The organism is Ochrobactrum sp. MYb379 (assembly GCF_037479515.1).
GTDB lineage: Bacteria > Pseudomonadota > Alphaproteobacteria > Rhizobiales > Rhizobiaceae > Brucella.
In genome coordinates, this window is the sequence record NZ_JBBGYW010000011.1 from 82,993 (window position 1) to 104,201 (window position 21,209).

Here is a 21,209-nt window from a genome sequence, read left to right on the forward strand (position 1 = left end):
GAGGCCCTTATGGCACCTCGCGTACTCGTATCCGATAAATTGTCGCCGACCGCCGTTCAGATTTTCAAAGACCGCGGCGTTGAAGTTGATTATCTGCCAGATCTTGGCAAGGACAAAGAAAAGCTGCTCGAAGTCATCGGCCAATATGATGGTCTTGCTATCCGCTCTGCCACCAAGGCAACAGAAAAGCTGATTGCAGCAGCAACGAAGCTCAAGGTCATTGGTCGCGCAGGTATTGGTGTGGACAATGTCGATATTCCGGCAGCATCGCGCCGTGGTATCATTGTGATGAATACGCCTTTCGGCAATTCGATCACCACGGCAGAACATGCAATTGCACTGATGTTTGCAGTTGCGCGTCAGTTGCCGGAAGCTGATGTTTCCACGCGTGCTGGCAAGTGGGAAAAGAACCGCTTCATGGGTGTGGAAATTACCGGCAAGACGCTTGGTGTTGTCGGTTGCGGCAATATCGGCGCTGTGGTTGCTGCGCGCGGTATTGGTCTCAAGATGCATGTTGTTGCGTTTGATCCGTTTCTATCGGAAGCGCGGGCGCAGGAACTCGGCGTCGAAAAGCTTGAGCTGGATGAACTTCTGGCGCGTGCCGATTTCATCACCTTGCATACGCCATTAACCGACAAGACACGTGGCATTATTAATGCGGAAGCGCTGGCTAAGACGAAGCCGGGCGTTCGTATTATCAACTGCGCACGCGGCGGATTGATCGTTGAAAAAGATCTGGTTGAGGCATTGAAATCGGGTCATGTTGCTGGTGCTGGTATCGACGTGTTCGAAACCGAGCCTGCAACAGAGAACGAATTGTTCAATCTGCCCAACGTGGTCTGCACACCGCATCTCGGTGCGTCTACGTCAGAAGCGCAGGAAAATGTCGCCATTCAGGTCGCCGAACAAATGTCGGATTATCTGGTCAAGGGTGCGGTTTCCAACGCCATTAATATGCCTTCGATCACGGCAGAAGAAGCACCACGTCTGAGGCCTTTCGTGAAGCTTGCAGAGGTTCTGGGTGCTTTTGTCGGTCAGGTGACAGATGAGCCTATTCAGGAAGTAGAAGTGCTTTTTGATGGTGCGACTGCTGCTATGAATACGCGCGCTTTGATCAGTGCAGCACTTGCTGGTCTGATCCGCCCGCAGGTTGCTGATGTGAACATGGTTTCCGCCCCGATTATGGTGAAAGAGCGTGGAATCATCGTTTCTGAAATCAAGCGTGACAAGTCCGGGATTTTCGATGGCTATATCAAGCTGATCGTCAAAACGACTGAACGTGAGCGTTCGGTTGCCGGTACATGCTTCTCGGATGGCAAGGCACGTTTCATCCAGATCAAGGGAATCAACCTTGATGCGGAAGTCGGTCCGCACATGCTTTATGTCACCAATGTCGACATTCCGGGCATGATTGGTCTGCTGGGAACGATCTGCGGTAAGCATGATATCAACATCGCAAACTTTGCTCTCGGACGTGATCATCCGGGCGGTGATGCCATTGCGATGCTTTACGTCGATGACAGGATTCCACAGGCAGCACTTGACGAACTGATCGCACAAGAGGCAATCAAGGCGGCAAGACCTTTGGAATTTAACGTCGAGGAAGCTTAAACGACATGACAGACGGGATTGAACAGGCAGAATGGCGGCGGATGCAGGCGCAGGATTTTGCAGGCGTTACTGCGGTCGCTAACATTGTTCATCCCGACTTCTTCGAGGATGAGGCGGTCTTTCGGGACCGCTTCAACATTTATCCTGCTGGTTGTTTCGTGTTGGCAAAGGGCAGTGAAATCGTCGGTTATGGCATCAGTCATCCGTGGAAACTCGATTCGGTTCCTGCACTGAATTCGGTTCTTGGCGAACTGCCAAAAGATATCAGCACCTATTATATCCACGATATTGCGCTTTTGCCGGAAGTGCGTTCTGGCGGGCAAGCATCGCGTGTTGTCGAGCTGATGGGCGCACAGGCAGAGCGGGACGGTTTTGCGACCATGGCACTTGTTGCGGTGAATGGTTCGCAGGGGTTCTGGGAGAAAAAGGGCTTCGTTACCCGTGATGTGCCTGCGCTTGAAGACAAGCTGAAAGGCTATTCGGACGAGGCTCTATATATGGTCCGCGCCGGCTGAATGTCTGATGTCATGATGAAGCATGAATTGATACATGAAGTTTGGCTCAATCCTGAACTTGATGGACAGATGCTCCCCGGCATGTGTCTTGTCGGCCCCATGGGAGATAGTTTTAGGCAACTTCTCAATGAGGGAGCTGAAAAAATTGCAGAGATAACCGGCCATAGTCATTTTCATGTCATGACTAAATATTGGGCGCTTCAAGGCTGGGGGAAATATCATGCCCTGGATCAACAGGACTACGAACCTTATCCGAGTGAATGGATTTCAGTACAGCGCATATTTTTAGATAGCGTTTAAACTCACTATTTCTCCCTTAATCCGCTGCCTTTCCACGTCTTCGTGAAAATATTCGTATTTTTTGCATGTAAAGAGTCGCGTAAGCACGATTCAGTCTGTATAGAGACGAGGGATCGGCACCTCGCGTCAAACTGTCGGGGCTGCTTGCGATCCTTGGGTTATATTTACGGCTGAGATGCCGGACCGAGGAGTTTTCTCAATGGCTAATGTGGTTGTCGTCGGGTCGCAATGGGGCGACGAGGGCAAGGGAAAGATCGTGGACTGGTTGTCCGAACGCGCCGATGTGATCGTGCGCTATCAGGGCGGTCATAACGCGGGTCATACACTTGTTATCGATGGCGTCAGCTACAAGCTTTCGCTTCTTCCATCTGGTCTCGTGCGCGGTAAGCTGAGTGTGATTGGCAATGGTGTTGTGGTTGACCCGCATCATTTCGTCATGGAAGTCGAAAAGCTGCGCGGGCAGGGCATCGATATTAATCCGGATGTTCTGCGTATTGCTGAAAACGCTCCGTTGATTCTCTCGGTTCATCGTGAGCTCGATGCGATGCGCGAAGGCGCTACCGAAGGTCTCAAGATTGGTACCACCAAGCGCGGCATCGGCCCTGCTTATGAAGATAAGGTTGGCCGTCGCGCAATCCGCGTGATCGACCTGACCGAGCCAGACACCCTTGAACCGAAGGTTGAGCGTCTGCTTGCGCATCACAATCTGCTGCGTCGTGGCATGGGCCTTGAAGAAATCGCGGTTGCGACTATTCTCGAAGAGCTGACCTCGGTTGCTGACAAGATCCTTCCTTATATCGATCAGGTCTGGCGCGTTCTCGATGAACGCCGCAAGTCAGGTGCTCGTATTCTGTTTGAAGGTGCGCAGGGCGCGCTTCTTGATAACGATCATGGCACCTATCCGTTCGTAACGTCGTCCAACACTGTTGCCGGTCAGGCTGCTGCTGGATCTGGCCTTGGTCCGACAGCGATCGGTTATGTTCTCGGCATTACCAAGGCTTACACCACCCGCGTTGGTGAAGGTCCGTTCCCGACCGAACTCAATGATGAGATCGGCGAATTCCTCGGCACCAAGGGCCATGAATTTGGCGTGGTGACAGGTCGCAAGCGTCGTTGTGGCTGGTTTGATGCGGTCATCGTTCGCCAGACTGTTCGCACGTCGGGCATTACCGGTATTGCATTGACTAAGCTTGACGTTCTCGACGGTCTTGAAGAAATCAAGATCTGCGTGGCTTACGAGCTTGATGGCAAGCGTATCGACTATCTGCCATCCTCGATGGGTGCGCAGGCTCGCGTGAAGCCGATTTATGAAACGCTGCCGGGTTGGTCAGAGACGACTGCCGGTGCACGTTCATGGAACGATCTTCCAGCGCAGGCTGTCAAATATGTTCGCCATATTGAAGAGCTGATCGGTGCACCTGTATCGATGCTTTCGACCAGCCCGGAACGCGAAGACACAATCCTTGTAACTGATCCGTTTCAGGATTAGTCGATAGGGCCTTTGGTTCTTAAGAATAAAAACCCGGTTTACCTTTATGGCTGACCGGGTATTTTTTTGAGGTTTTTTCGCGATCTGATTGAAAGGGTTGACGTAATCAACGCCGCAACCTTTGCTTTCTAACGATTATTGTGATTATTGAGGTATTTACTGCATTTCGAACGCGCGGAAACTGGGTAACACGTATGGCTGATTTTGTAGCGGTTCTGAAAAAGACAATCGATGCTCAGGCGGATAAATCGCCTGAACTGCGCGAGCGTGTCTATGCAAAGGCACGTGCGACGATTGAACAGAAGCTTGTGACAGCAAATGCTTCGCAAGTTGTGGCGGTTCGCCAACGCAAAATACTTGAAGATGCCATCAAAGAAGTCGAAGCCTTTTATGCGCCGCCGGCTGCTGCACCTGTTGTTGATGAACCGTTGCATGATCCGCTCGAAGATTTTCTCGCCGAATCAACGCAAGCCTCTGCTTCACCATCCTATGATGATGCGCCTTTCGCTGCTGGCAATCGGTCCTATTCCGATCATGATGTCGATACTGACGAAGACGCAGCACCCGTGCATGTGCGTCGTCAGGATGAATGGTCGGCAGAGCGCGAACAGGATCGCACGGAAGACAAGCCAGCTTACGCCCGTCGTGGGGAATATACTGACCCGGTTCGCTTCAAAGAAAAGCGTTCTTACAAGGGTCTAATCATTGGCCTTATTGCTGTCCTTGCTTTGGGCGGAGCCGGTTACGGCGTTTGGGCGAATAAAGACAAGTTGCAGGAACTGGCTTCAAGCCTGGGTCGCAGCGATGCACCAGCAAGCGGTGATGCAGGAACAACGCAGCCAGAGGCCGGACAGACCGCTGGTTCTGAACAACCACAAACTGGCCAGCCAGCGACGCCATCTGAAGAACAGAAAATGACGCAGCGTCTGATGGAAGATGGCAGCGAAAAGGACGAAGGTCCGGCGGGTGGTCAGGCAGGTCTTGGCGAAGGTAAGTCGACGGCGGCTTCAACGCCGGGCGCGGAACAGACCAATACACCAAACCAGCCACAAGCTCAGCAAGCTGTTGCTGTTGGCCAGCAGGCACTTCTTTATGAAGAGCGTGGTGGAACAGAAACTGGCTCGGTTGAGCGTGGAACGGTTGTCTGGTCTGAAATCCAGGAAAGCCCGAGCGAGGGTGAACCTGCGGCTCCGGCAATTCGTGGCACGATCACGATGCCTGACACCAAAGCTGAACTTAAGTTGACCATTCGCAAGAATACGGACCAGTCCATTCCTGCAAGCCATCTGATCGAAATGGTATTTACTTTACCGGATGATTTTGTTGGCGGTGCTGTCGATAATGTTCAGCGCATCACGTTCAAAGATACGGAACAGGCAGCGGGCAATCCGCTGATCGCTGTGCCCTCAAAGATTGCAGATAACTTCTTCATTATCTGGCTCAATGACGCAACAACGGCACAGGACACCAACTTGTCCCTCATGCGTCGTTTGCAGTGGATCGATATTCCGATCTCATACCGCAATGGTCGCCGTGCTCTGATCAGCCTTGAAAAAGGCGTGCCCGGTGAAAAAGTCTTTAACGATGTTCTTGGCGCAGGTTGATAGCGATAGAACCTATTAAAATTTGGAATGAGATAAATTGAACCCCGCGAAAGCGGGGTTCATCGTTTTAATTATGAGATAATTGGCTTAAAAACTGCCGTGTTATTGGCCACCATTGTCGCCGCCATTGCCATTGCTGCCGTTGGTGCCACCAGTGTCCCCGCCGCCGGTGTCGGCCCCACCATTGTTGCCGCCGTTACCGTTGCTACCGTTATTACCACCAGTATCACCACCTCCGGAATCGTCGCCGCCATTGTTGCCGCCATTCCCATTGCTGCCGTTGCTGCCACCGGTGTCGCTGCCACCGGAATCGTCTCCACCGTTGTTGCCGCCATTACCGTTGCTGCCGCCAGTATCACTGCCCCCGGTATCAGTTCCGCCGTTGTTGCCACCGTTGCCATTACTTGCGCCGGTGCCAGTATCGGTGCCGCCGTTATTGCCACCAGTGCCATTGCTTGCATCAGTGCCGGTATCTGTTCCACTGTTGTTGCCGCTATTTCCATTGCCCCCATTTGATGGCGGGACTGGAATGGTTGGGACTTTACAGCCATGACGCTTTAGCAGGGCCGTATTGGATTTGGTTCGCGGCTTTTTAACGAGTGCCGCACAATTTACGTGTGAGCTTTGCTCTGATCTCAGTTCGCGCAAGCCTGCTTCCGACATGTCTGCTGAGAATGCAGAACTACCGTAGAGGGCAGTAGTAACCAGCACGATTATACTTGGAATTTTACGCATCTTTCCCCCATTGATTCAGATGTCTAAATTAAACAATGGCTAATTTTGCATGCAACTATATAGTGTGTCTAGTAATCAAGAATTACAGATTTTTATCATTTAGTGTTTCGTCGAAAACCATAAAGGCGCCGATCTGACGAAATCAGACCAACGCCCTTATCTGTTATGGGTGAACTATCCGTGCATTTTGTAGGATGTGTTACGCAGAGCCCGTGTTTTCAATGCCTTGTGCGATAGCTAAAGTGGGTTACTTCTTTTCTGAGAAAGCCTTGATCGCCTTTGCCACTTCAGAAGCCGCGGTTTCGGCAGTATCAAAGCCGTTGAGCTCTACAGTCTTGCGGCCTTCTGGAAGCTGCTTGTAAACGCGGAAGAAGGCTTCCAGACGCTGCTGTTCAATCTTCGGCAGGTCGGAAAGTTCTTTGATGTTGTCATAGGTTGGGTCGATTTTGGAGGTTGGCACAGCGACGATCTTGTCGTCCTGCTCGCCACCATCGATCATCTTCAAAACGCCGATTGGGCGAACCTTGATGATCGCGCCCGGTACGATTGGCTCACGTGTGTAAACAAGTGCATCCAGCGGATCGCCATCGCCTGCGAGCGTGCTTGTGATCGAGCCGTAATTGGCTGGGTAAACAACCGGCATCGACTGATAGCGATCAACGATGATATGGCCGGTCTTGTCGTTGATTTCGTATTTGGTAAAGCTGCCCTGTGGGATTTCAATGGCAGTGAAGAACTCTTTTCCGTCCTGCTCTTTCTGCGGATAGTCGAGATAAGAGACATATTCAGACGCAGATACAGCAGTAGCAGCAGTAAGAGCGAGCGTTGCGGCAAGCAGGAGCTTTTTCATATCATGACCTTTAGGGCTTCGGTGAAATACGACCTGTTGCCTAAAGACATTGCATTACAGATATTTGACGGTTTTTTATCAGTTGGATGACGCTTAACGAAACTGCCGCAAATGGTTTCCCAATCGCGGCAGTAGAATGGTATCAAAATAGATAGATTTATGCGTTGGCTTCCTCGACATGGGTCAATGCCTTGTGCTGTTTGAAAGCTGCTGCCTTGACCGCAGCCTGAACCTTTTCAAAGGCACGGACCTCAATCTGGCGTACACGTTCGCGGCTGATACCAAATTCACCGGAAAGGTCTTCCAGTGTCATTGGGTCTTCCGACAGACGGCGTGCCACAAAGATACGGCGCTCGCGTTCATTGAGCGAATCCATAGCCTGTTCGAGCAGTGAGCGGCGGCTTTCCAGTTCATCCTGTTCAATCAGAACCTGTTCCTGACTGCTGCTGTCATCGACCAGCCAGTCCTGCCATTCACCGGATTCACCTTCGGCTGCACGCAGCGGTGCGTTCAGCGAGGCATCGCCTGACAGACGGCGGTTCATGGAAACCACTTCGTCTTCGCTGACCTTTAGCTTGGTCGCGATCTGCTTGACCTGATCAGGGTTAAGATCACCATCATCCAGTGCCTGGATCTTGCTCTTCATCTTGCGCAGATTAAAGAACAGGCGTTTCTGATTGGCAGTCGTGCCCATTTTCACGAGGCTCCACGAGCGCAGGATATATTCCTGGATCGAAGCCTTGATCCACCACATTGCATATGTGGCTAGGCGGAAGCCGCGTTCTGGTTCAAAGCGCTTCACCGCCTGCATCAGGCCGACATTGCCTTCGGAGATAACTTCACCAATTGGCAAGCCATAACCGCGATAACCCATGGCGATCTTCGCCACAAGACGAAGATGGCTCGTCACCAACTTATGCGCAGCCTTCGGATCAGTATGTTCATGATAACGCTTCGCCAGCATGTATTCTTCCTGCGGCTGAAGCATTGGAAAGCGGCGAATTTCTTCCATGTAACGGGTTAGGCCACCGTCACCGGATGTAATACTTGGAAGACTAGAACGGGCCATTGAGCACCCTCCTTTATAGTTTCAGGTTCCCGTATGGCAAACCTGTCGCGCTGGCTGCCTCCTGCACTTCCCTCGCGAACTTACATATATAGGCACGATTTTGGCGAAAACACGATCTCTAACCTCATGAAACAATGTGTCACTAGAATGTGAACACTCGCCATTCTTAAGAGGCTGCATCAATCGAGGTTACAGCCTTGTTTCGAGATCGCGTTTTCGCGCTCAAAGCATAATCTTTACAGACCTCTTCGCGGGATCTGAAACTGTGAGAACTTACAGCTTTATGTAGAGTGCTTGCGGAAATTTTCCAGCAATTGCTCCATATCTTCAGGCAGATCAGCCTCAAAACGCATGATTTCGTCGGTCGTGGGATGCGTGAAAGCCAAAAGCCAAGCATGTAGCGCCTGACGCTGGAAACCATTCACGGCGTTTTTCAATGGCTCGGGCAGCTTGTTTGCTTTGGTTTTATAAGCACCACCATAATCCATGTCGCCGACAAGCGGATGACCGATATGGGCCATGTGAACGCGAATCTGATGTGTGCGCCCTGTTTCAAGGCGACATTCCACCAATGAAGCAAGCGATGTTGCATCTTCTTGCGGCGCGAATTTTTCGAGTGTTGAATAATGCGTAATGGCGTGGCGTGCGTCTTCGCGGTCTTCTTTAACGACCGCTTGCTTGGTGCGGTCGCGATGTGAGCGGCCAAGATGGGCGTCGATATAGCCCTGCGGACGTTCGGTCATGCCCCAGACGAGCGCTTTGTAAGCGCGTTCGAGATCGCCGGTGCGTCCATGATCGGCAAACTGGTCGCTTAAGTGGCGATGTGAGTGGTCGTTTTTGGCCACAACCATGACGCCGCTGGTGTCTTTGTCGAGACGATGGACAATGCCCGGACGACGCACGCCGCCAATGCCCGACAAGCTATCGCCACAATGATAGATGAGAGCATTTACAAGCGTTCCCGTCCAGTTGCCGTTGCCCGGATGGACAACCAGGCCTGCGGGCTTGTTGATGACGATGAGATCATCATCTTCATAGAGAATATCCAGCGGGATGTTCTCGCCTTGCGGGTCGGCAGGTTCAGGCTCTGGCAGCACGATGGTAATCTTCATGCCTTCGCGCAGCTTTTGCTTTGCGCCACTGGCAGGAACATCATCGATGGTCACATGACCATCAGCAATCAGGGACTGGACGCGACTGCGGGAGAGTTCCGGCCCCAATGCTGCGGCCAGCCACTGGTCTAATCTTTTGCCCGCAGCGTCTAGGTCGGCAATTAGTTCTTTCAATTGTCTCTTCCCTTCGTTATCACGCGCCCACGCGGGTGCATGAACCGGAGTCATTTAATGCAGGATCCACACTATCCGAAATATCAGAATCAACAGGATTCTGGATATCAGGACTATCAGCAGGGCTATTACCCGGACCAACAACAACCGGAACCCCCGCTTGATCCAGCGATGGAGAAAGTCCGTCGTAAGATGGTGCGGCTGCTTGCAGTTTCCATCGGTGTTATGTTGATTGGTCTTATGGCTGTGCTTGTCGCCGTTGTCTACAAGATCAATCGCGCACCGGATGCTTCCGAGACAGAAGTTGCGCGTTCAGACATTCCGGGACAGGTTTCTGCACCTATCAAGGTGGAGCCGCCGAAGCTGATCGAATCGCAGATCGATTTGACGCCGGGTACGCGTCTTCTATCGCAGAGCCTGTCTGGTGATCAGCTTTCGCTGGAAACGCTTTTGCCAGATGGCGGCACGGAACTTATCATTTATGATTACCGTGAATCGCGCATTCTCGGGCGTATCAAGCTCGGTAATGTTGAATAGTTTTGGATGCGGGCGGCAGATTTGCCGCCCTTTTCTTTGCGTGCGGCTCGTCTTATATTAGCAAGCACTGCTTGCGCCCATCGTCTAGCGGTTAGGACGGCGCCCTCTCACGGCGCAAACAGGGGTTCGATTCCCCTTGGGCGTACCAACAATTTCCATGATTGATGGTGATGTTCGACAACAAGGGAAGCCTCTTTGTCGAACATCATATTCCCTTATTGCAATACCAACTACCTGTAGAATCTTGACAACATTTAATTCGCTGCCCGTCCAAATAGTAATATTGGCAGCTTTCATCAAGCGGCAAGTAGGCTTTGGCTCCGGCGTTGCTGATGTTGCCCAATACGATCAGACTGAAAATGATAAATAGTAATACGGTTTTTTTCATATCGTTTTCGTTATAAAAACTTCATCATATTCTTAAAAACACGCAGTGAAATATATACCTAGTGTTGCGCAACGGGTAGAGCACTCAAGTGGGTTTCCTCCTCGTTCCATGCAGGCCATAGAATTTGCATTCTTGTTTTTTATTGAATCCTTCGCTTCTGCGAAGCCAACATACGAAATACATAAAGAACTCAATATTGCTGCAAACATAATAAATTTACGCATTATAGCATCCTCTCATTCGTGAAGTCATTGCTAAACCGTATATTGTAAGCCTCTTAAATCAATTCCAACTTTTGATGACCAAATAAAAGGGATGAATTCCGACGATTTTACTTGTTGTTCACCGCGGAACCTTTCAGGTGCTATCTAAAAGGTTCAAGCGTTTTGTATATGTCGGGGGAGGGTGGAATGATCGCGGCCTATATCGGATCAGCCGTATTCAGTGCTGGCGTTTATCTCGTGTTGAGGCGCACGGCGCGAAAGAAGCGTCTTCTGATCGCGATAAGTATCTTCCTGTTGTTAGGCGCCGCCTTTACTGTGTGGTTTATCAACACAGGTGGCTATTATGGGATCATGGGCACAAATGGCATTGATCCTGATTGGGCTCGCAAATAGAGTGATGATGAAGACATAGTTTTCGTGTTGTGTTGCTATCCCAATTTCACCGATAGAAATATCCTATCAATTGATGAATAGGTGTCCAAGATGTCCCGCTTCACACGTGTACTTGCCGCGTTGACCGCAGCAACTGCGTTAATGACGGCTGAAGTTCAGGCCTGCACCCGAATTGTTTATCATGGAGAGCAGGGGCGCGTGCTTACTGGCCGAAATATGGATTTCAGGGATCCGATGGTCAGCAATTTTTGGGTCTTTCCGCGTGGCATGAAGCGCAGTGGCGAAGCCGGCTCACGCTCAAAGGAGTGGACTTCGAAATATGGAAGCCTCGCAGTGTCGGGCTATGATATTTCCACCGTTGACGGCATGAATGAGGCTGGCCTCAATGCAAGCTTGCTATGGTTGAACGCAACGCAATTCCCAAAAGATGATGATGCGACACCGCGTATGTCTCTGGCAATATGGGCGCAATTCTATCTGGATCAGTTCGCGACTGTTGCCGAGGCCGTAGAATATACCCGCAATCAGCCGTTTGATGTGGTGAGCGGGGAAGTTCCCGGTCGTCCGGGCAGTCTCGCACCCCTGCATCTGACCCTCTCGGATGCTTCAGGTGACAGCGCTGTATTAGAGTGGATCGATGGAAAGCTTAAAATCCATCATGATCGCTCATATCAGGTGGTCACAAATGATCCGCCATTTGATTTCCAGCTTGCCAATCAGAAATACTGGAGCGCTCTCAATTTGCTGAACTTCCTTCCGGGGAGTGGTCGATCGGAAGATCGGTTTGTGCGTGCAGGATTTTACGTCAATGCCGTAACGCAAACCGAAGATCCAAGGATTGCCGCTTCTGCGGTCTTTAGTGTGATCCGCAATGCTTCGGTGCCTTATGGTGTCAGCCTGCCTGATGCGCCCAATCTATCGACAACCCGCTGGCGTGTTGTTGCAGATCAGAAGAGTCTGACATTTCACGCAGAATCGGCAACATCGCCAAACGTCTTTTGGGTTGATCTGAAGAAGCTCGATTTTTCAGAGGCTGCCAAAGTACGAAAGCTTGATCTTGGTGTTGATATGAGCCGTGTGTTTGTTGGAGAAACGTCGGATCAATTCGTCGATGCCGAGCCATTTGCGTTTGAACCAGCTCAATAGGCTTTTACCTGCATGCGTTAATTAATGGCGGCGGCGTATTTACGTCAGCCTCGCCAAGTTTCAGCTGCTTGTTCATTGCTTGATTGCATGTGGCCAAACAGTCCAAGGGGATTATTTTATGAACTACTCTGTCATTTTCAGTCTGGCTTTGGGTGTCTGCGCTTTGTCTCCCGTTGCAGCCTTCGCCCAGGCTGGTTTTGATTGCGCAAAAGCCTCTACAGATACTGAGAAGGCGATTTGCTCTGACAAAGATATCGCAGAAGCGGATCGGGCGATGTCGATAGCCTATACTGCGCTTGTCGAGAGAGCTTCTCCCGATTTGAAAGAAGCACTTCGTAACGATCAGGCTGGCTTTCTGAAGCAACGCTCAGAGGCTTTTGAAAGTCATTTATCCAATGCTGCAATGCGACTGGAAGGTTTAAGTTACCGGACTGAAGCGCGCGCAGAACTGTTAAACTGGGTTTCAGTTGAGGAGAGTTCTTCCCTTGAAGGAAATTGGCAGAATGCCTGGGGTAGTATCAAAGTCGAGAAAAAATCACCTGATAAACTCTCGGTTCAGGTTGATGTTTCGGATCAGGCCAATGGAAGCTGGATATGCAGCTTTGAAGGTGTGTTGAACCAGAAGAGTGCTGGTGAAGCGGAGTTTGAAAGCAAGAGCGGGCCGTTGATCCTGAAGCTCGAGGGAGCTGCACTCAAAATCCCCACTCCTTTTTGTGATGAATCAACATCTGGTGGATTTGGTTCAGCTGCCGGTACGTATTTCCGGGTTGGTGCTGAGTAGGTGGATGCCTCAATTCTATAGCTTTTAACAAAAGCTGTGGGAGATGCTAAGTGCTCCAGTTGCGAAAATTTGCAACTGGAGCATTGTAAGTGCATAATCGGTGTATGAGTGAATCGAACAAGAAACCCGATTATGAGCAGGAACTGCGAAATGCTGGCGTGCGTATCACGCGGCCTCGCCGTATTATCCTGAACATTCTGACCGAGACCGAAGATCATCCAGATGCATTGGAAATCTTCAGGCGTGCGGTTGTGATTGACAGCAGTATTTCACTGTCGACTGTCTACCGCACGATGAAGCTGCTTGAAGAGCTGGGTGCTATTCATCGCCATGCATTTGCCGGCGGACCGTCGCGGTTTGAGCAGGCAAGTGGCTCTCATCATGATCATATCATCGATATGGACTCGGGTGATGTGGTTGAATTTCGTTCAGACAAAATCGAAAAACTTCAGGAAGAGATCGCCCGCGAACTCGGCTACGAGATTGTGCATCACCGGCTCGAACTTTATTGTAAAAAAATCGAACCCTGACGGAACCAAACAAGTTCAGTCGCGTTTCTAATATGAAGGTTGCAACCCGCCCCGCAGCGGCCTTCACAGTTCACTCCAACTTCCCCGTATGGAGCGGACAGCGAGAATGCCGCACATTTATCCCCGTTTTTGCTGCTGGCGTTCCGCATTATTAAAAAGCCGTTATGGTCCAAATCCATGACGGCTTTTTGCTGCATCAAAGAGAATTGCTCTTTTTCGATGCGGTGGGTCAGGAATCGAATTGTTCTGCGGGCACAATCAGGGAATAAACGGCGCCTGAGCCATCAACGCGATATTCTGCGTGACCACCAACTGCGGATGGAACGATACGTTGTAACACTGCGCTGCCGAAGCGCGGGTCATGTTTCACTTCTGGCATTGATGGATTTGTTTCGTTCCAATGGAAGGTCAACTCATCATCGCCATTGTTGTTTTTCTGGATTTTTGCAGAGACGATTACGCGTCCATATGGAATGGACAGTCCACCAAATGATGTTGCATTGATGATGAGCTCATGCAGAGCCAGCCCGACATGCAATGCTGCCCCGGGGAAGAGATAGGGATTGTCGCCTTCGATTGTCAGGCGTTCATCCTGCATATCGATATATTTCTCAATTTGCGAATGCACGAGATCAAGAAATAGCGCGCCATGCCAGTTTGAATCGGTTACCAGATCCTGCGAATAGGAAAGCGACTGGATCCGTCCGCGAAACTTCAACAGAAAATCATCTACCGAATCTGTGAAGCGTGCGGTCTGTGTCGCAATGCTTTGCACGATAGCGAGCAGATTTTTTGAACGGTGACTGACTTCACGCAACAGCGTTTTAAGGACCTGTTCACGGCGCTTAAGTTCGCTGATTTCAAGGGCTGTCGTCACAATTCCTATTATTTTACGATCATCATCGTGATCACAATCGATGTGAAACTCTATCCAGCGGAGCTTATCGCCATCATTGATAGCGAGTTCGACATTCTGCGCTGTTCCTGTTTCAAGCGCTGTACGCTTTGCATGTTCGAGCCGTGACATTGAGGTGGAAAAAATGAAGTCACAGTCCTGACCGCCGGCTTTCCATTTTTCCTGCCAGTAAGCGGGGATATTTTCTCCCCACGCGTAGATAAGATCGGGTGTCTGATAAAGAACGCAAACATTACTGTTTCGCACCGCGCGCAACAAAGAACGCAAACGTGAGGCATCTGGCTCTGTTTCAGTGAGGTATGAGTTTGACTCTGTCATGAATGCCTCAACTGCAGTTCGGTATGGATTGAAGTAGGCCGCTTGGTACTGAAAGAGCTATTATAAAATCGTTTCTTTTTAAGCGAATTGATCGCGTCGCTGGCGGAAAATATAAACAGGTGCAATCTTTTTAGCGGATCACCGAACGAGAGATTATTACCTCGTTCGGTGATCAGTGATGTTTTCTCTATGCCTTGCGCAGAACAGATGCGATCAGTGAGATCACCAGAAGCGCAAGGAACACGAAGAACAGAATCTGTGCTATGCCAGCCGACGCGCCAGCAATTCCACCAAAGCCTAGTGCGCCTGCAACCAAAGCGACCACCAGAAAAACGAGAGCATAATACAGCATTTTTAATCTCCTCTTTGACTATTGAAAGAGAAACGGCTGATCTATGCTTTTGGTTCCGTAGAATAGACAAGTTTCGTGTCCAGACAGCGAAAATATCATGCTTTTTCAAGCGGATATTGTTTAAAAGACAAAAGCCTCCGGGGATTTTTCATCCCCGAAGGTCAGCGGCTTGTGGCCTGTATGTATTTTTCTAAGCTGCAACCTGAGCGGCTTCCTCAAAGAAAAGTGCCTGACTGATCAGCGCTTTGACCATATCCGGATTGAACGGCTTTGTAACAAGGAAGGTTGGCTCCGGGCGTTCGCCCGTCAGGAGCCGTTCGGGGAAAGCGGTAATAAAGATTACAGGGATGGTTTGATCCTGCAAAATTTCATTAACAGCATCAATCCCGGAACTGCCGTCTGCGAGCTGAATATCGGCAAGGACCATGCGTGGCTTCGCACTGTTATAGAGTGCCAGCGCTTCATCTTTTGTGCGGGCGATGCCAACAACTTCATGGCCAAGACTTTCGACCATTTGCTCGATGTCCATAGCAATCAATGGCTCATCTTCGATAATCATGATGCGGGTTGCAACCTGCTTCGAGATTTCTGTTGATGCGTCTACAAGGATTTTGCCGAACTCAACTTCGCTGAGTTCAAGAATTTCAGCGGCTTCCCGATCATTAAAACCTTCAACAGCGACCAGCAAAAAAGCCTGTCTTGGAATCGGTGCGATGTGAGCCAGATTGCGGGCAGCCTGCTTTTCCCATGCAAATTCTGATGATGGTTCTGGTACCTGAACCGCAGCAGTTTTAAACAGATTGCAGAAGAGCCTATAGAGGGCAATTCGGTCAGCCGATGCCGGTGGGAAAATACTTATATCTGCGATCAAGGCTTCCAATGTGGCGGCCACATAGGCATCGCCAGATGCTTGTGAGCCCGTGAGTGCGCGTGAGAAACGGCGAAGATAGGGAAGGTGCGGCGCAATTCGCGTCGATAACGTCATGGTTTTTGGACTCCTCATTGCCGCAATTTTATCTTTACAAACTTCTAATCGACTCTTGAGAGGCGTTGAAAGTCTTATAGAGCGCAGCATTATCCTACCCAAAACGTCGGTGATTGGAAAAAGTTCCACTTGTTTGTCGTATTTCAGGGAACTTTTTGAGATCGTATGCATTCTACCTGACAAGCAGGGGCTTGGTTTAGTTAGAAATGGCGAATGCCTGGAATGATTAAGAGATGACAGAGAAGAAAAACCTTCATGCGAACGGGGCCGGAATACGGCTTGGCGGGCGCGTCCGGAAGGACATTTTAGGGCCGAATTGCGAGGTCGGCCTTAAATTAAAGGCGCTTTATAGCTCAATACAGGATGAGAGCATTCCAGATCGTTTTCTCGATCTGCTGGAAAAACTCGATCAGGCCGAACAGGAGAGTACGCGTGAGCACAGCACTGGTTCCGTCGGCTGAAGATTTAGCGCAGTTCAAGCGCGAGCTTCTGGCGTCTTTGCCAAGCCTGCGTGCGTTCGCCGTGTCGCTTATTGGTCAGCCTGACCGCGCAGATGATCTCGTTCAGGACACGATTATGAAGGCATGGGCCAAACAGGATTCCTTTGAATTGGGAACCAATATCAAGGCTTGGCTTTTTACGATCCTTCGCAATGAGTTTTATACGCAGATGCGCAAACGTGGCCGTGAGGTGCAGGATACAGATGGCGTATTCAGTGAGCAGCTCGCTGTTCACCCTTCGCAATACGGTACGCTCGACTTGCAGGACTTTAAGGCTGCGCTGGAGCAATTGCCGGATGATCAGCGTGAAGCCATTATCCTTATTGGCGCATCCGGCTTTGCCTATGAAGAAGCTGCCGAAATCTGCGGATGTGCGGTTGGTACGATTAAAAGTCGTGTCAGTCGTGCGCGTACACGTCTGCAAGAAATTTTGCAGATAGAGGGCGATGGCGATTACGGACCAGACGCTAATTCCACTCGCGCGACACTACGAAGCTTCGCTTGAGGCTTTTTTATATCGTGTGATGTCTGACACTTGAATAATTCTTTGGATTAATATTTCCTTGTCAAACCAGCGCTGGAAGCAATCATAGTTCCAGTGCTGGTCTGTCAGGGCGAATTACTATGTGGCGGAGTCTTTTGTTCGAGTATTTATACAGCGCTCAGGCGTAATGTTTTGGTGTGGGATTGCCGTTGTTATCAATGCTGTTGAACCGTTTATATAGACCTACAATGCGTCCGATTGCTTTTATCGTGTCGCTCAGTCTGGTGTTGTTGTCTGCATTAATAACGCTGTTTCTTTCGAATGGGGTCAACAAGCAAGTTATTGATATTTCTAAAAATTTCGAACTCCGTGAACAAGTAAACACGATCACGCGTATTGCATATAATATTGAAATGAGCCGTCGTGGCTTTCTGCTAACACTCGATAAAGAATATATCGACCGTTATGAACAGGCGATCATCGATATTGATGAGACATTGTCTAACCTCGCTCTGATGACACAAGATAACCCGCAACAACATGAGCGGGTTATTGAGATTAAATCGCTGGTCGAACGGGGGCAGAAGGATATTCGTGAAACGATAAACCTAGCCCGATCAGGACAAATTAGCGAGGCAACAGCTCAGCTACGTGGAAACGCGGGCAAGGTTTTGCGGGAGCAACTCGCTACAACCGTAGCGCAGTTTGTTGCCACGGAAGGTGCGGAACTTGAGCAGCGTAATGCCTATATCGATCATATGCGTTTTATGTTGACCGTGACGTCTATCGTGGCGCTTGCATCGGCAGCAATGCTAACTCTCTTACTTTTGACGAGTGTTCAACGCGCAACGCGCGCACTCTTTGAAGGACAATCCGTTCTGCTAACGGAGAAGCAACTTCTTGAGCAGCGCGTACAAGAACGCACAGCCGAGCTCGAGAAAGAACGGGCAATTGCCGAGAAGGAGCGCAATCGCGTTGAGGTGCTCTTACAAGATTCCAATCACCGGATAGGCAATTCACTGGCAACCGTATCGTCTCTGCTTGGGTTGCAATTGCGACAAACCCGCAGTGAAGAAGCGCGTGCAGCGCTCATTGCGGCTCGTGATCGGGTGCAAACCGTTTCTACAGCTCATCGAAGGCTTCGTCTTGGCGAGGATATGGAATCGACTCGTATTGATGAGTTTTTAGAGACTGTCATCGAAGATATTCAGGAAGGAATTAGTGAGGATCGTAAGATCACCTTCAAAACTGATTTTGCGCCATATGATTTTAAATCACGTGACGTCACGACCATCGGTATTATTTTGGGTGAACTCATCACCAACGCTGTCAAACATGCCTTCGTCGGACGCGAGGGGGGCGAGATTTGTGTCAGCTTGAAAAATGATGAAGACGCCGGATCGCTGGCGCTGGTTGTGGAAGATAACGGTATTGGCTGGAAGAGCAGCGATTTCGATGGGGAGCGAGAGCAGAATGGTCTTGGCACTTTGGTTGTTGAACAGCTTTGCATGCAGTTTGGCGACAAGCCCATCTATAAGAAGTCGTTAAATGGTACTGGCACGCGCGTCATTATTCGGTTGTCGTCACTAACGAATCTAGACCCTCATCAAGAAAACGGCCCCGGTGAGAGTTCACAGGAGCCGACGTAATAGGAATTAATAAACTGATATCTTATCGTTTTTTCTTATCAGAAAGCAGGCTAACCAGTGCGATGCCAGCCAAAGGCAACGCTACGGCAAGAATGGGACGCTTTAAGATAGAAGGAACGGTTGCGATTGCCGCCGTTGCCATGAGTGCGGATTTATCAGCAGCGATACGAGCTTTGCGCTTCTTTTCTTCAGCGGCGGCTTGAATCTTCAACACCGCAAGAATGAGCAACGCCACAATCAGGGCTAATCCTGAAAGAATGAGTGCTGCAACTGGGCCGCTATAGTTTTCACTCAGAGCGAGGAAAGCTGCGACGCAAAGAAACACGATCGCTATTAGCCCGAATATGGCTACTGCTATCGCAAAAATTGCAGCACGTTTTGCGCGTCCGGTGAAGAGTTTTAACTCATCACCTGCAAGCGTTGCCACGACTGGGGCCAAAAGTTTTAGCATGGCAGGAATCAGCGGCGCGAAAGAAGGGCGAGCAAATAGCCAACGCCGACTGCGGTAGCCAAAGAAGCAATTGGTCGAGCACGAATTGTCTCAGTTAATTGTGCTTCGACGTCCTGTGCCTTGTTCTTGAGATCATCGACGACGTCCTCACCCTGAACATAAGCGCTTCTATATGTATCTTTGGCGGTACGCTTTGCATCTCGCACGGTTTGCGAGCCAAGACTTGTGAGAGTTGCAGCGATGGCAGCAATATCTTCTTTAAGCTGCTCGACCTGAGCCTGAAGATCTTCGGTTGTCGAATCCGTCAAAGCTTCTTCGATCTCTTTTCCGATCTTCGCCGTATTGCTTGCTGCGCGCGCCATATCTGGTCTCCTATACGTTCAGTGGTTCGCAACCTATGTTGCTCGACTTTGATAACGTTGTTTGGGCCTAATGGTTGCATGGCGAACACCAATTCAGCAACTCAATCCGTTGCTGATTGTATGTCATGGTAAACGTCTGCCGGATTGTTCGTCGTGAAGCGGTTTAATTTTAAGCGAGTAACAAATAAGCAGCGCCAACAATTGCTAATAGGGCCAGACCGTAATGCGATGGTTTTAATGCACGTGCACGAATAGGCAGTGGATCATCATTGCCTGCCATGGCGGTGCGAGCGGCATTTTCGAGCGCCTGGATGTCCTTAAACATCATGAGCATATCCTCCCAAGTTCCAAGCGGCCCTTCCGTAAGGCATTTGCTACGTTAGGTTCGCCATCCATATTATCACGCCTGATTTGAAGGTTTTATGCAATAGGCCACATTTTACGCTACGCATATTGAAATGAAGAACTGATCGGTTATGTCGCGCTGTTTAGGAAGACAGACAGGAGCGCAGTCCCTGCGTTCTTTGCTGTTTTCACTGAATTATTGGGTCGTGAGCAAGGACTATATCAGCGCGTAGAAGTTGCATTATTTGCCCATAATGATCAGGAAAATGCTTTTAATTTCAAAACATGACTTGCAACATCAGGTTAATGAGAGTTAAGAAAAGCCCTTAAGCGGCGTGGCAGTTTGCACGGTCGATCTGTTGTGCGCGCACGGAAGAGAAAAATCAAAAGGCGATCACAATGACTGGTTTCTGGCGAAAAGGCTTCATGGCTACGGTGATGGGCATGGGGTTACTGGCATTTGCAGGTTCTGCACTTGCACAGGAGGCGCAGGAGCCTGCTACCAATAATCCGGCAGTATCAAGTCCCGCACCAGCGGCGGCGCCGGTTGCGCCTGCTGCGCAGCAACCTGCTGTAGGGCCAGTTGCAGAGCAGCCTGTTGTAGCGCCTGCCACTACGCCTGTTACCGCACCAGTCAATGAGCCTGTGGTTGCCGGCGATGCGAAGCCTGCTTTTGTATTGCCGCATGACCTTTCGCCTTGGGGCATGTTCATGGCTGCCGATTGGGTGGTCAAGAGCGTGATGATTGGCCTTGCCATTGCATCACTTTTAACCTGGACGATCTGGATCGCGAAATCACTTGAACTCGCTGGCGCACGAAGCCGCGCTAAGCGTGCTTTGAAGGTGATCGGCCATTCCGCGACGCTTGCTGAAGCGGTTCGTTCGCTTGATGGTGTTAAAGGTCCAGCTTCAATTCTTGTGCGTGCAGCAGAAGATGAAGTTCGTCTATCTGGACCGGCATTGTCACGCGCTGGTGGCGATGGCCTTAAGGAACGTGTGTCCTCGCGTCTGTCACGTATTGAAGCAAAAGCCGGACGCCGTCTTTCCAAGGGTACCGGCATTCTGGCAACCATCGGTTCTGTCGCACCATTCGTTGGTCTGTTCGGCACCGTTTGGGGTATTATGAACTCGTTCATCGGTATCAGTCAGGCGCAGACGACCAATCTTGCAGTTGTCGCTCCTGGTATCGCCGAAGCACTGCTCGCAACGGCTATCGGCCTTGTTGCGGCTATTCCGGCGGTTGTTATCTATAACGTTTTTGCACGCTCGATTACTGGATATCGTTCGTTGCTTGCAGATGCTGGCGCTGGTGTTGAACGCCTTGTGAGCCGTGATTTCGACTTCAGAACCGCTGGTGTATCTGAAGGCAAGCTACACGCTGCGGAGTAA

The 21,209-nt window shown here is 50.2% G+C and carries 23 protein-coding genes, 1 tRNA gene and 1 pseudogene; 15 read left to right on the plus strand and 10 right to left on the minus strand.

Going from position 1 to position 21,209, the window contains the following annotated elements; genetic code table 11:
• The first annotated feature begins 9 nt into the window (after positions 1-9).
• The 5 genes from serA to WH356_RS17930 all read left to right on the plus strand — a co-directional run bounded on the left by serA (position 10) and on the right by WH356_RS17930 (position 5,519).
• A complete protein-coding gene (serA, locus tag WH356_RS17910; RefSeq protein WP_339513228.1) occupies positions 10-1,611 on the plus strand; it encodes a phosphoglycerate dehydrogenase in 1,602 nt (533 codons plus the stop codon).
• 5 nt (positions 1,612-1,616) lie between these two features.
• Entirely contained in the window at positions 1,617-2,126 is a 510-nt protein-coding gene (locus WH356_RS17915; protein WP_339513230.1) for a GNAT family N-acetyltransferase, read from the plus strand.
• Positions 2,127-2,426 (plus strand): hypothetical protein, encoded by a 300-nt coding sequence (locus WH356_RS17920; protein WP_339513232.1) that lies wholly within the window; start codon positions 2,127-2,129, stop codon positions 2,424-2,426.
• A gap of 199 nt (positions 2,427-2,625) precedes the next feature.
• Entirely contained in the window at positions 2,626-3,915 is a 1,290-nt protein-coding gene (locus WH356_RS17925) for an adenylosuccinate synthase (RefSeq protein ID WP_339513234.1), read from the plus strand.
• Positions 3,916-4,109: 194 nt separating this feature from the next.
• Positions 4,110-5,519, plus strand: coding sequence for a transcriptional regulator (locus WH356_RS17930; RefSeq protein ID WP_339513236.1), 1,410 nt, complete (start codon positions 4,110-4,112; stop codon positions 5,517-5,519).
• 102 nt (positions 5,520-5,621) lie between these two features.
• Here WH356_RS17930 and WH356_RS17935 read toward each other — a convergent pair whose 3' ends face one another.
• The 4 genes from WH356_RS17935 to WH356_RS17950 form a co-directional block, all read right to left on the minus strand.
• The gene (locus WH356_RS17935) at positions 5,622-6,254 is read right to left on the minus strand and encodes a hypothetical protein (protein ID WP_339513238.1); all 633 of its coding nucleotides are present in this window, start codon (positions 6,252-6,254) and stop codon (positions 5,622-5,624) included.
• A 247-nt stretch (positions 6,255-6,501) separates the two neighbouring features.
• Positions 6,502-7,104, minus strand: coding sequence for an inorganic diphosphatase (locus WH356_RS17940; RefSeq protein ID WP_250041079.1), 603 nt, complete (start codon positions 7,102-7,104; stop codon positions 6,502-6,504).
• 157 nt (positions 7,105-7,261) lie between these two features.
• Positions 7,262-8,173: an RNA polymerase sigma factor RpoH gene (rpoH, locus tag WH356_RS17945; protein WP_339513240.1), complete on the minus strand. Its 912-nt coding sequence runs from the start codon at positions 8,171-8,173 to the stop codon at positions 7,262-7,264.
• Positions 8,174-8,454: 281 nt separating this feature from the next.
• Entirely contained in the window at positions 8,455-9,513 is a 1,059-nt protein-coding gene (locus WH356_RS17950; protein WP_339513242.1) for an RluA family pseudouridine synthase, read from the minus strand.
• Between the two features lie 3 nt (positions 9,514-9,516).
• Here WH356_RS17950 and WH356_RS17955 point away from each other — a divergent pair, with 3 nt between their 5' ends.
• From WH356_RS17955 to WH356_RS17980, 6 genes are all read left to right on the plus strand, one after another.
• A complete protein-coding gene (locus tag WH356_RS17955) occupies positions 9,517-9,996 on the plus strand; it encodes a hypothetical protein (RefSeq protein ID WP_339513244.1) in 480 nt (159 codons plus the stop codon).
• Between the two features lie 73 nt (positions 9,997-10,069).
• A tRNA-Glu gene (locus WH356_RS17960) sits at positions 10,070-10,144 on the plus strand.
• Between the two features lie 650 nt (positions 10,145-10,794).
• Entirely contained in the window at positions 10,795-11,001 is a 207-nt protein-coding gene (locus WH356_RS17965) for a hypothetical protein (RefSeq protein ID WP_339513246.1), read from the plus strand.
• A gap of 90 nt (positions 11,002-11,091) precedes the next feature.
• Complete coding sequence (locus WH356_RS17970; RefSeq protein WP_339513248.1) at positions 11,092-12,147, plus strand: linear amide C-N hydrolase; 1,056 nt, start codon at positions 11,092-11,094, stop codon at positions 12,145-12,147.
• Positions 12,148-12,265: 118 nt separating this feature from the next.
• The gene (locus tag WH356_RS17975) at positions 12,266-12,928 is read left to right on the plus strand and encodes a lysozyme inhibitor LprI family protein (RefSeq protein ID WP_339513250.1); all 663 of its coding nucleotides are present in this window, start codon (positions 12,266-12,268) and stop codon (positions 12,926-12,928) included.
• Positions 12,929-13,032: 104 nt separating this feature from the next.
• On the plus strand, positions 13,033-13,458 hold the full coding sequence (locus WH356_RS17980; RefSeq protein WP_339513252.1) for a Fur family transcriptional regulator: 426 nt from the start codon (positions 13,033-13,035) through the stop codon (positions 13,456-13,458).
• A gap of 229 nt (positions 13,459-13,687) precedes the next feature.
• On the opposite strand, the gene WH356_RS17985 is transcribed toward WH356_RS17980, so the two are convergent.
• From WH356_RS17985 to WH356_RS17995, 3 genes are all read right to left on the minus strand, one after another.
• A complete protein-coding gene (locus WH356_RS17985) occupies positions 13,688-14,692 on the minus strand; it encodes a sensor histidine kinase (RefSeq protein WP_339513254.1) in 1,005 nt (334 codons plus the stop codon).
• Positions 14,693-14,879: 187 nt separating this feature from the next.
• A complete protein-coding gene (locus tag WH356_RS17990) occupies positions 14,880-15,044 on the minus strand; it encodes a DUF1328 domain-containing protein (protein WP_310015223.1) in 165 nt (54 codons plus the stop codon).
• A 190-nt stretch (positions 15,045-15,234) separates the two neighbouring features.
• Positions 15,235-16,029, minus strand: a complete 795-nt coding sequence (locus WH356_RS17995) for a response regulator (protein ID WP_339513257.1) — start codon at positions 16,027-16,029, stop codon at positions 15,235-15,237.
• Between the two features lie 233 nt (positions 16,030-16,262).
• Between WH356_RS17995 and WH356_RS18000 the strand changes: the two genes are divergently transcribed.
• The 3 genes from WH356_RS18000 (at position 16,263) to WH356_RS18010 (ending at position 18,662) form a co-directional block, all read left to right on the plus strand.
• Complete coding sequence (locus WH356_RS18000; RefSeq protein WP_310015220.1) at positions 16,263-16,490, plus strand: NepR family anti-sigma factor; 228 nt, start codon at positions 16,263-16,265, stop codon at positions 16,488-16,490.
• Positions 16,462-17,034: an RNA polymerase sigma factor gene (locus tag WH356_RS18005; RefSeq protein WP_339513260.1), complete on the plus strand. Its 573-nt coding sequence runs from the start codon at positions 16,462-16,464 to the stop codon at positions 17,032-17,034. Before WH356_RS18000 ends, WH356_RS18005 begins: the two co-directional genes overlap by 29 nt.
• Positions 17,035-17,231: 197 nt before the next feature.
• Positions 17,232-18,662, plus strand: a complete 1,431-nt coding sequence (locus tag WH356_RS18010) for a sensor histidine kinase (RefSeq protein WP_421566189.1) — start codon at positions 17,232-17,234, stop codon at positions 18,660-18,662.
• A gap of 22 nt (positions 18,663-18,684) precedes the next feature.
• Here the strand turns inward: WH356_RS18010 and WH356_RS18015 are convergent, their stop codons facing one another.
• The 3 genes from WH356_RS18015 to WH356_RS18025 all read right to left on the minus strand — a co-directional run bounded on the left by WH356_RS18015 (position 18,685) and on the right by WH356_RS18025 (position 19,803).
• The gene (locus WH356_RS18015; RefSeq protein WP_339513262.1) at positions 18,685-19,113 is read right to left on the minus strand and encodes a hypothetical protein; all 429 of its coding nucleotides are present in this window, start codon (positions 19,111-19,113) and stop codon (positions 18,685-18,687) included.
• An 8-nt stretch (positions 19,114-19,121) separates the two neighbouring features.
• Complete coding sequence (locus WH356_RS18020; RefSeq protein ID WP_339513264.1) at positions 19,122-19,475, minus strand: DNA gyrase subunit B; 354 nt, start codon at positions 19,473-19,475, stop codon at positions 19,122-19,124.
• A 169-nt stretch (positions 19,476-19,644) separates the two neighbouring features.
• The gene (locus tag WH356_RS18025; RefSeq protein WP_339513266.1) at positions 19,645-19,803 is read right to left on the minus strand and encodes a hypothetical protein; all 159 of its coding nucleotides are present in this window, start codon (positions 19,801-19,803) and stop codon (positions 19,645-19,647) included.
• Positions 19,804-20,495: 692 nt separating this feature from the next.
• Here WH356_RS18025 and exbB point away from each other — a divergent pair.
• Positions 20,496-21,209: pseudogene (gene exbB, locus WH356_RS18030) on the plus strand (tonB-system energizer ExbB); the annotation flags it as partial.

What these genes read in the sequence shown, in the direction of transcription:
- WH356_RS17920 (WP_339513232.1), top strand. Translation starts at nt 2,127, where the DNA reads ATGTCTGATGTCATGATGAAGCATGAATTGATACATGAAGTTTGGCTC.
- WH356_RS17990 (WP_310015223.1), bottom strand. Translation starts at nt 15,044, where the DNA reads ATGCTGTATTATGCTCTCGTTTTTCTGGTGGTCGCTTTGGTTGCAGGC.
- serA (WP_339513228.1), top strand. Translation starts at nt 10, where the DNA reads ATGGCACCTCGCGTACTCGTATCCGATAAATTGTCGCCGACCGCCGTT.
- WH356_RS17975 (WP_339513250.1), top strand. Translation starts at nt 12,266, where the DNA reads ATGAACTACTCTGTCATTTTCAGTCTGGCTTTGGGTGTCTGCGCTTTG.
- WH356_RS18000 (WP_310015220.1), top strand. Translation starts at nt 16,263, where the DNA reads ATGACAGAGAAGAAAAACCTTCATGCGAACGGGGCCGGAATACGGCTT.
- WH356_RS18020 (WP_339513264.1), bottom strand. Translation starts at nt 19,475, where the DNA reads ATGGCGCGCGCAGCAAGCAATACGGCGAAGATCGGAAAAGAGATCGAA.
- WH356_RS17930 (WP_339513236.1), top strand. Translation starts at nt 4,110, where the DNA reads ATGGCTGATTTTGTAGCGGTTCTGAAAAAGACAATCGATGCTCAGGCG.
- WH356_RS17980 (WP_339513252.1), top strand. Translation starts at nt 13,033, where the DNA reads ATGAGTGAATCGAACAAGAAACCCGATTATGAGCAGGAACTGCGAAAT.
- WH356_RS17940 (WP_250041079.1), bottom strand. Translation starts at nt 7,104, where the DNA reads ATGAAAAAGCTCCTGCTTGCCGCAACGCTCGCTCTTACTGCTGCTACT.
- WH356_RS17915 (WP_339513230.1), top strand. Translation starts at nt 1,617, where the DNA reads ATGACAGACGGGATTGAACAGGCAGAATGGCGGCGGATGCAGGCGCAG.
- WH356_RS18015 (WP_339513262.1), bottom strand. Translation starts at nt 19,113, where the DNA reads ATGCTAAAACTTTTGGCCCCAGTCGTGGCAACGCTTGCAGGTGATGAG.
- WH356_RS17935 (WP_339513238.1), bottom strand. Translation starts at nt 6,254, where the DNA reads ATGCGTAAAATTCCAAGTATAATCGTGCTGGTTACTACTGCCCTCTAC.
- WH356_RS17985 (WP_339513254.1), bottom strand. Translation starts at nt 14,692, where the DNA reads ATGACAGAGTCAAACTCATACCTCACTGAAACAGAGCCAGATGCCTCA.
- rpoH (WP_339513240.1), bottom strand. Translation starts at nt 8,173, where the DNA reads ATGGCCCGTTCTAGTCTTCCAAGTATTACATCCGGTGACGGTGGCCTA.
- WH356_RS17965 (WP_339513246.1), top strand. Translation starts at nt 10,795, where the DNA reads ATGATCGCGGCCTATATCGGATCAGCCGTATTCAGTGCTGGCGTTTAT.
- WH356_RS17925 (WP_339513234.1), top strand. Translation starts at nt 2,626, where the DNA reads ATGGCTAATGTGGTTGTCGTCGGGTCGCAATGGGGCGACGAGGGCAAG.
- WH356_RS17995 (WP_339513257.1), bottom strand. Translation starts at nt 16,029, where the DNA reads ATGACGTTATCGACGCGAATTGCGCCGCACCTTCCCTATCTTCGCCGT.
- WH356_RS18010 (WP_421566189.1), top strand. Translation starts at nt 17,232, where the DNA reads ATGCTGTTGAACCGTTTATATAGACCTACAATGCGTCCGATTGCTTTT.
- WH356_RS17955 (WP_339513244.1), top strand. Translation starts at nt 9,517, where the DNA reads ATGCAGGATCCACACTATCCGAAATATCAGAATCAACAGGATTCTGGA.
- WH356_RS18025 (WP_339513266.1), bottom strand. Translation starts at nt 19,803, where the DNA reads ATGATGTTTAAGGACATCCAGGCGCTCGAAAATGCCGCTCGCACCGCC.
- WH356_RS17970 (WP_339513248.1), top strand. Translation starts at nt 11,092, where the DNA reads ATGTCCCGCTTCACACGTGTACTTGCCGCGTTGACCGCAGCAACTGCG.
- WH356_RS17950 (WP_339513242.1), bottom strand. Translation starts at nt 9,513, where the DNA reads ATGACTCCGGTTCATGCACCCGCGTGGGCGCGTGATAACGAAGGGAAG.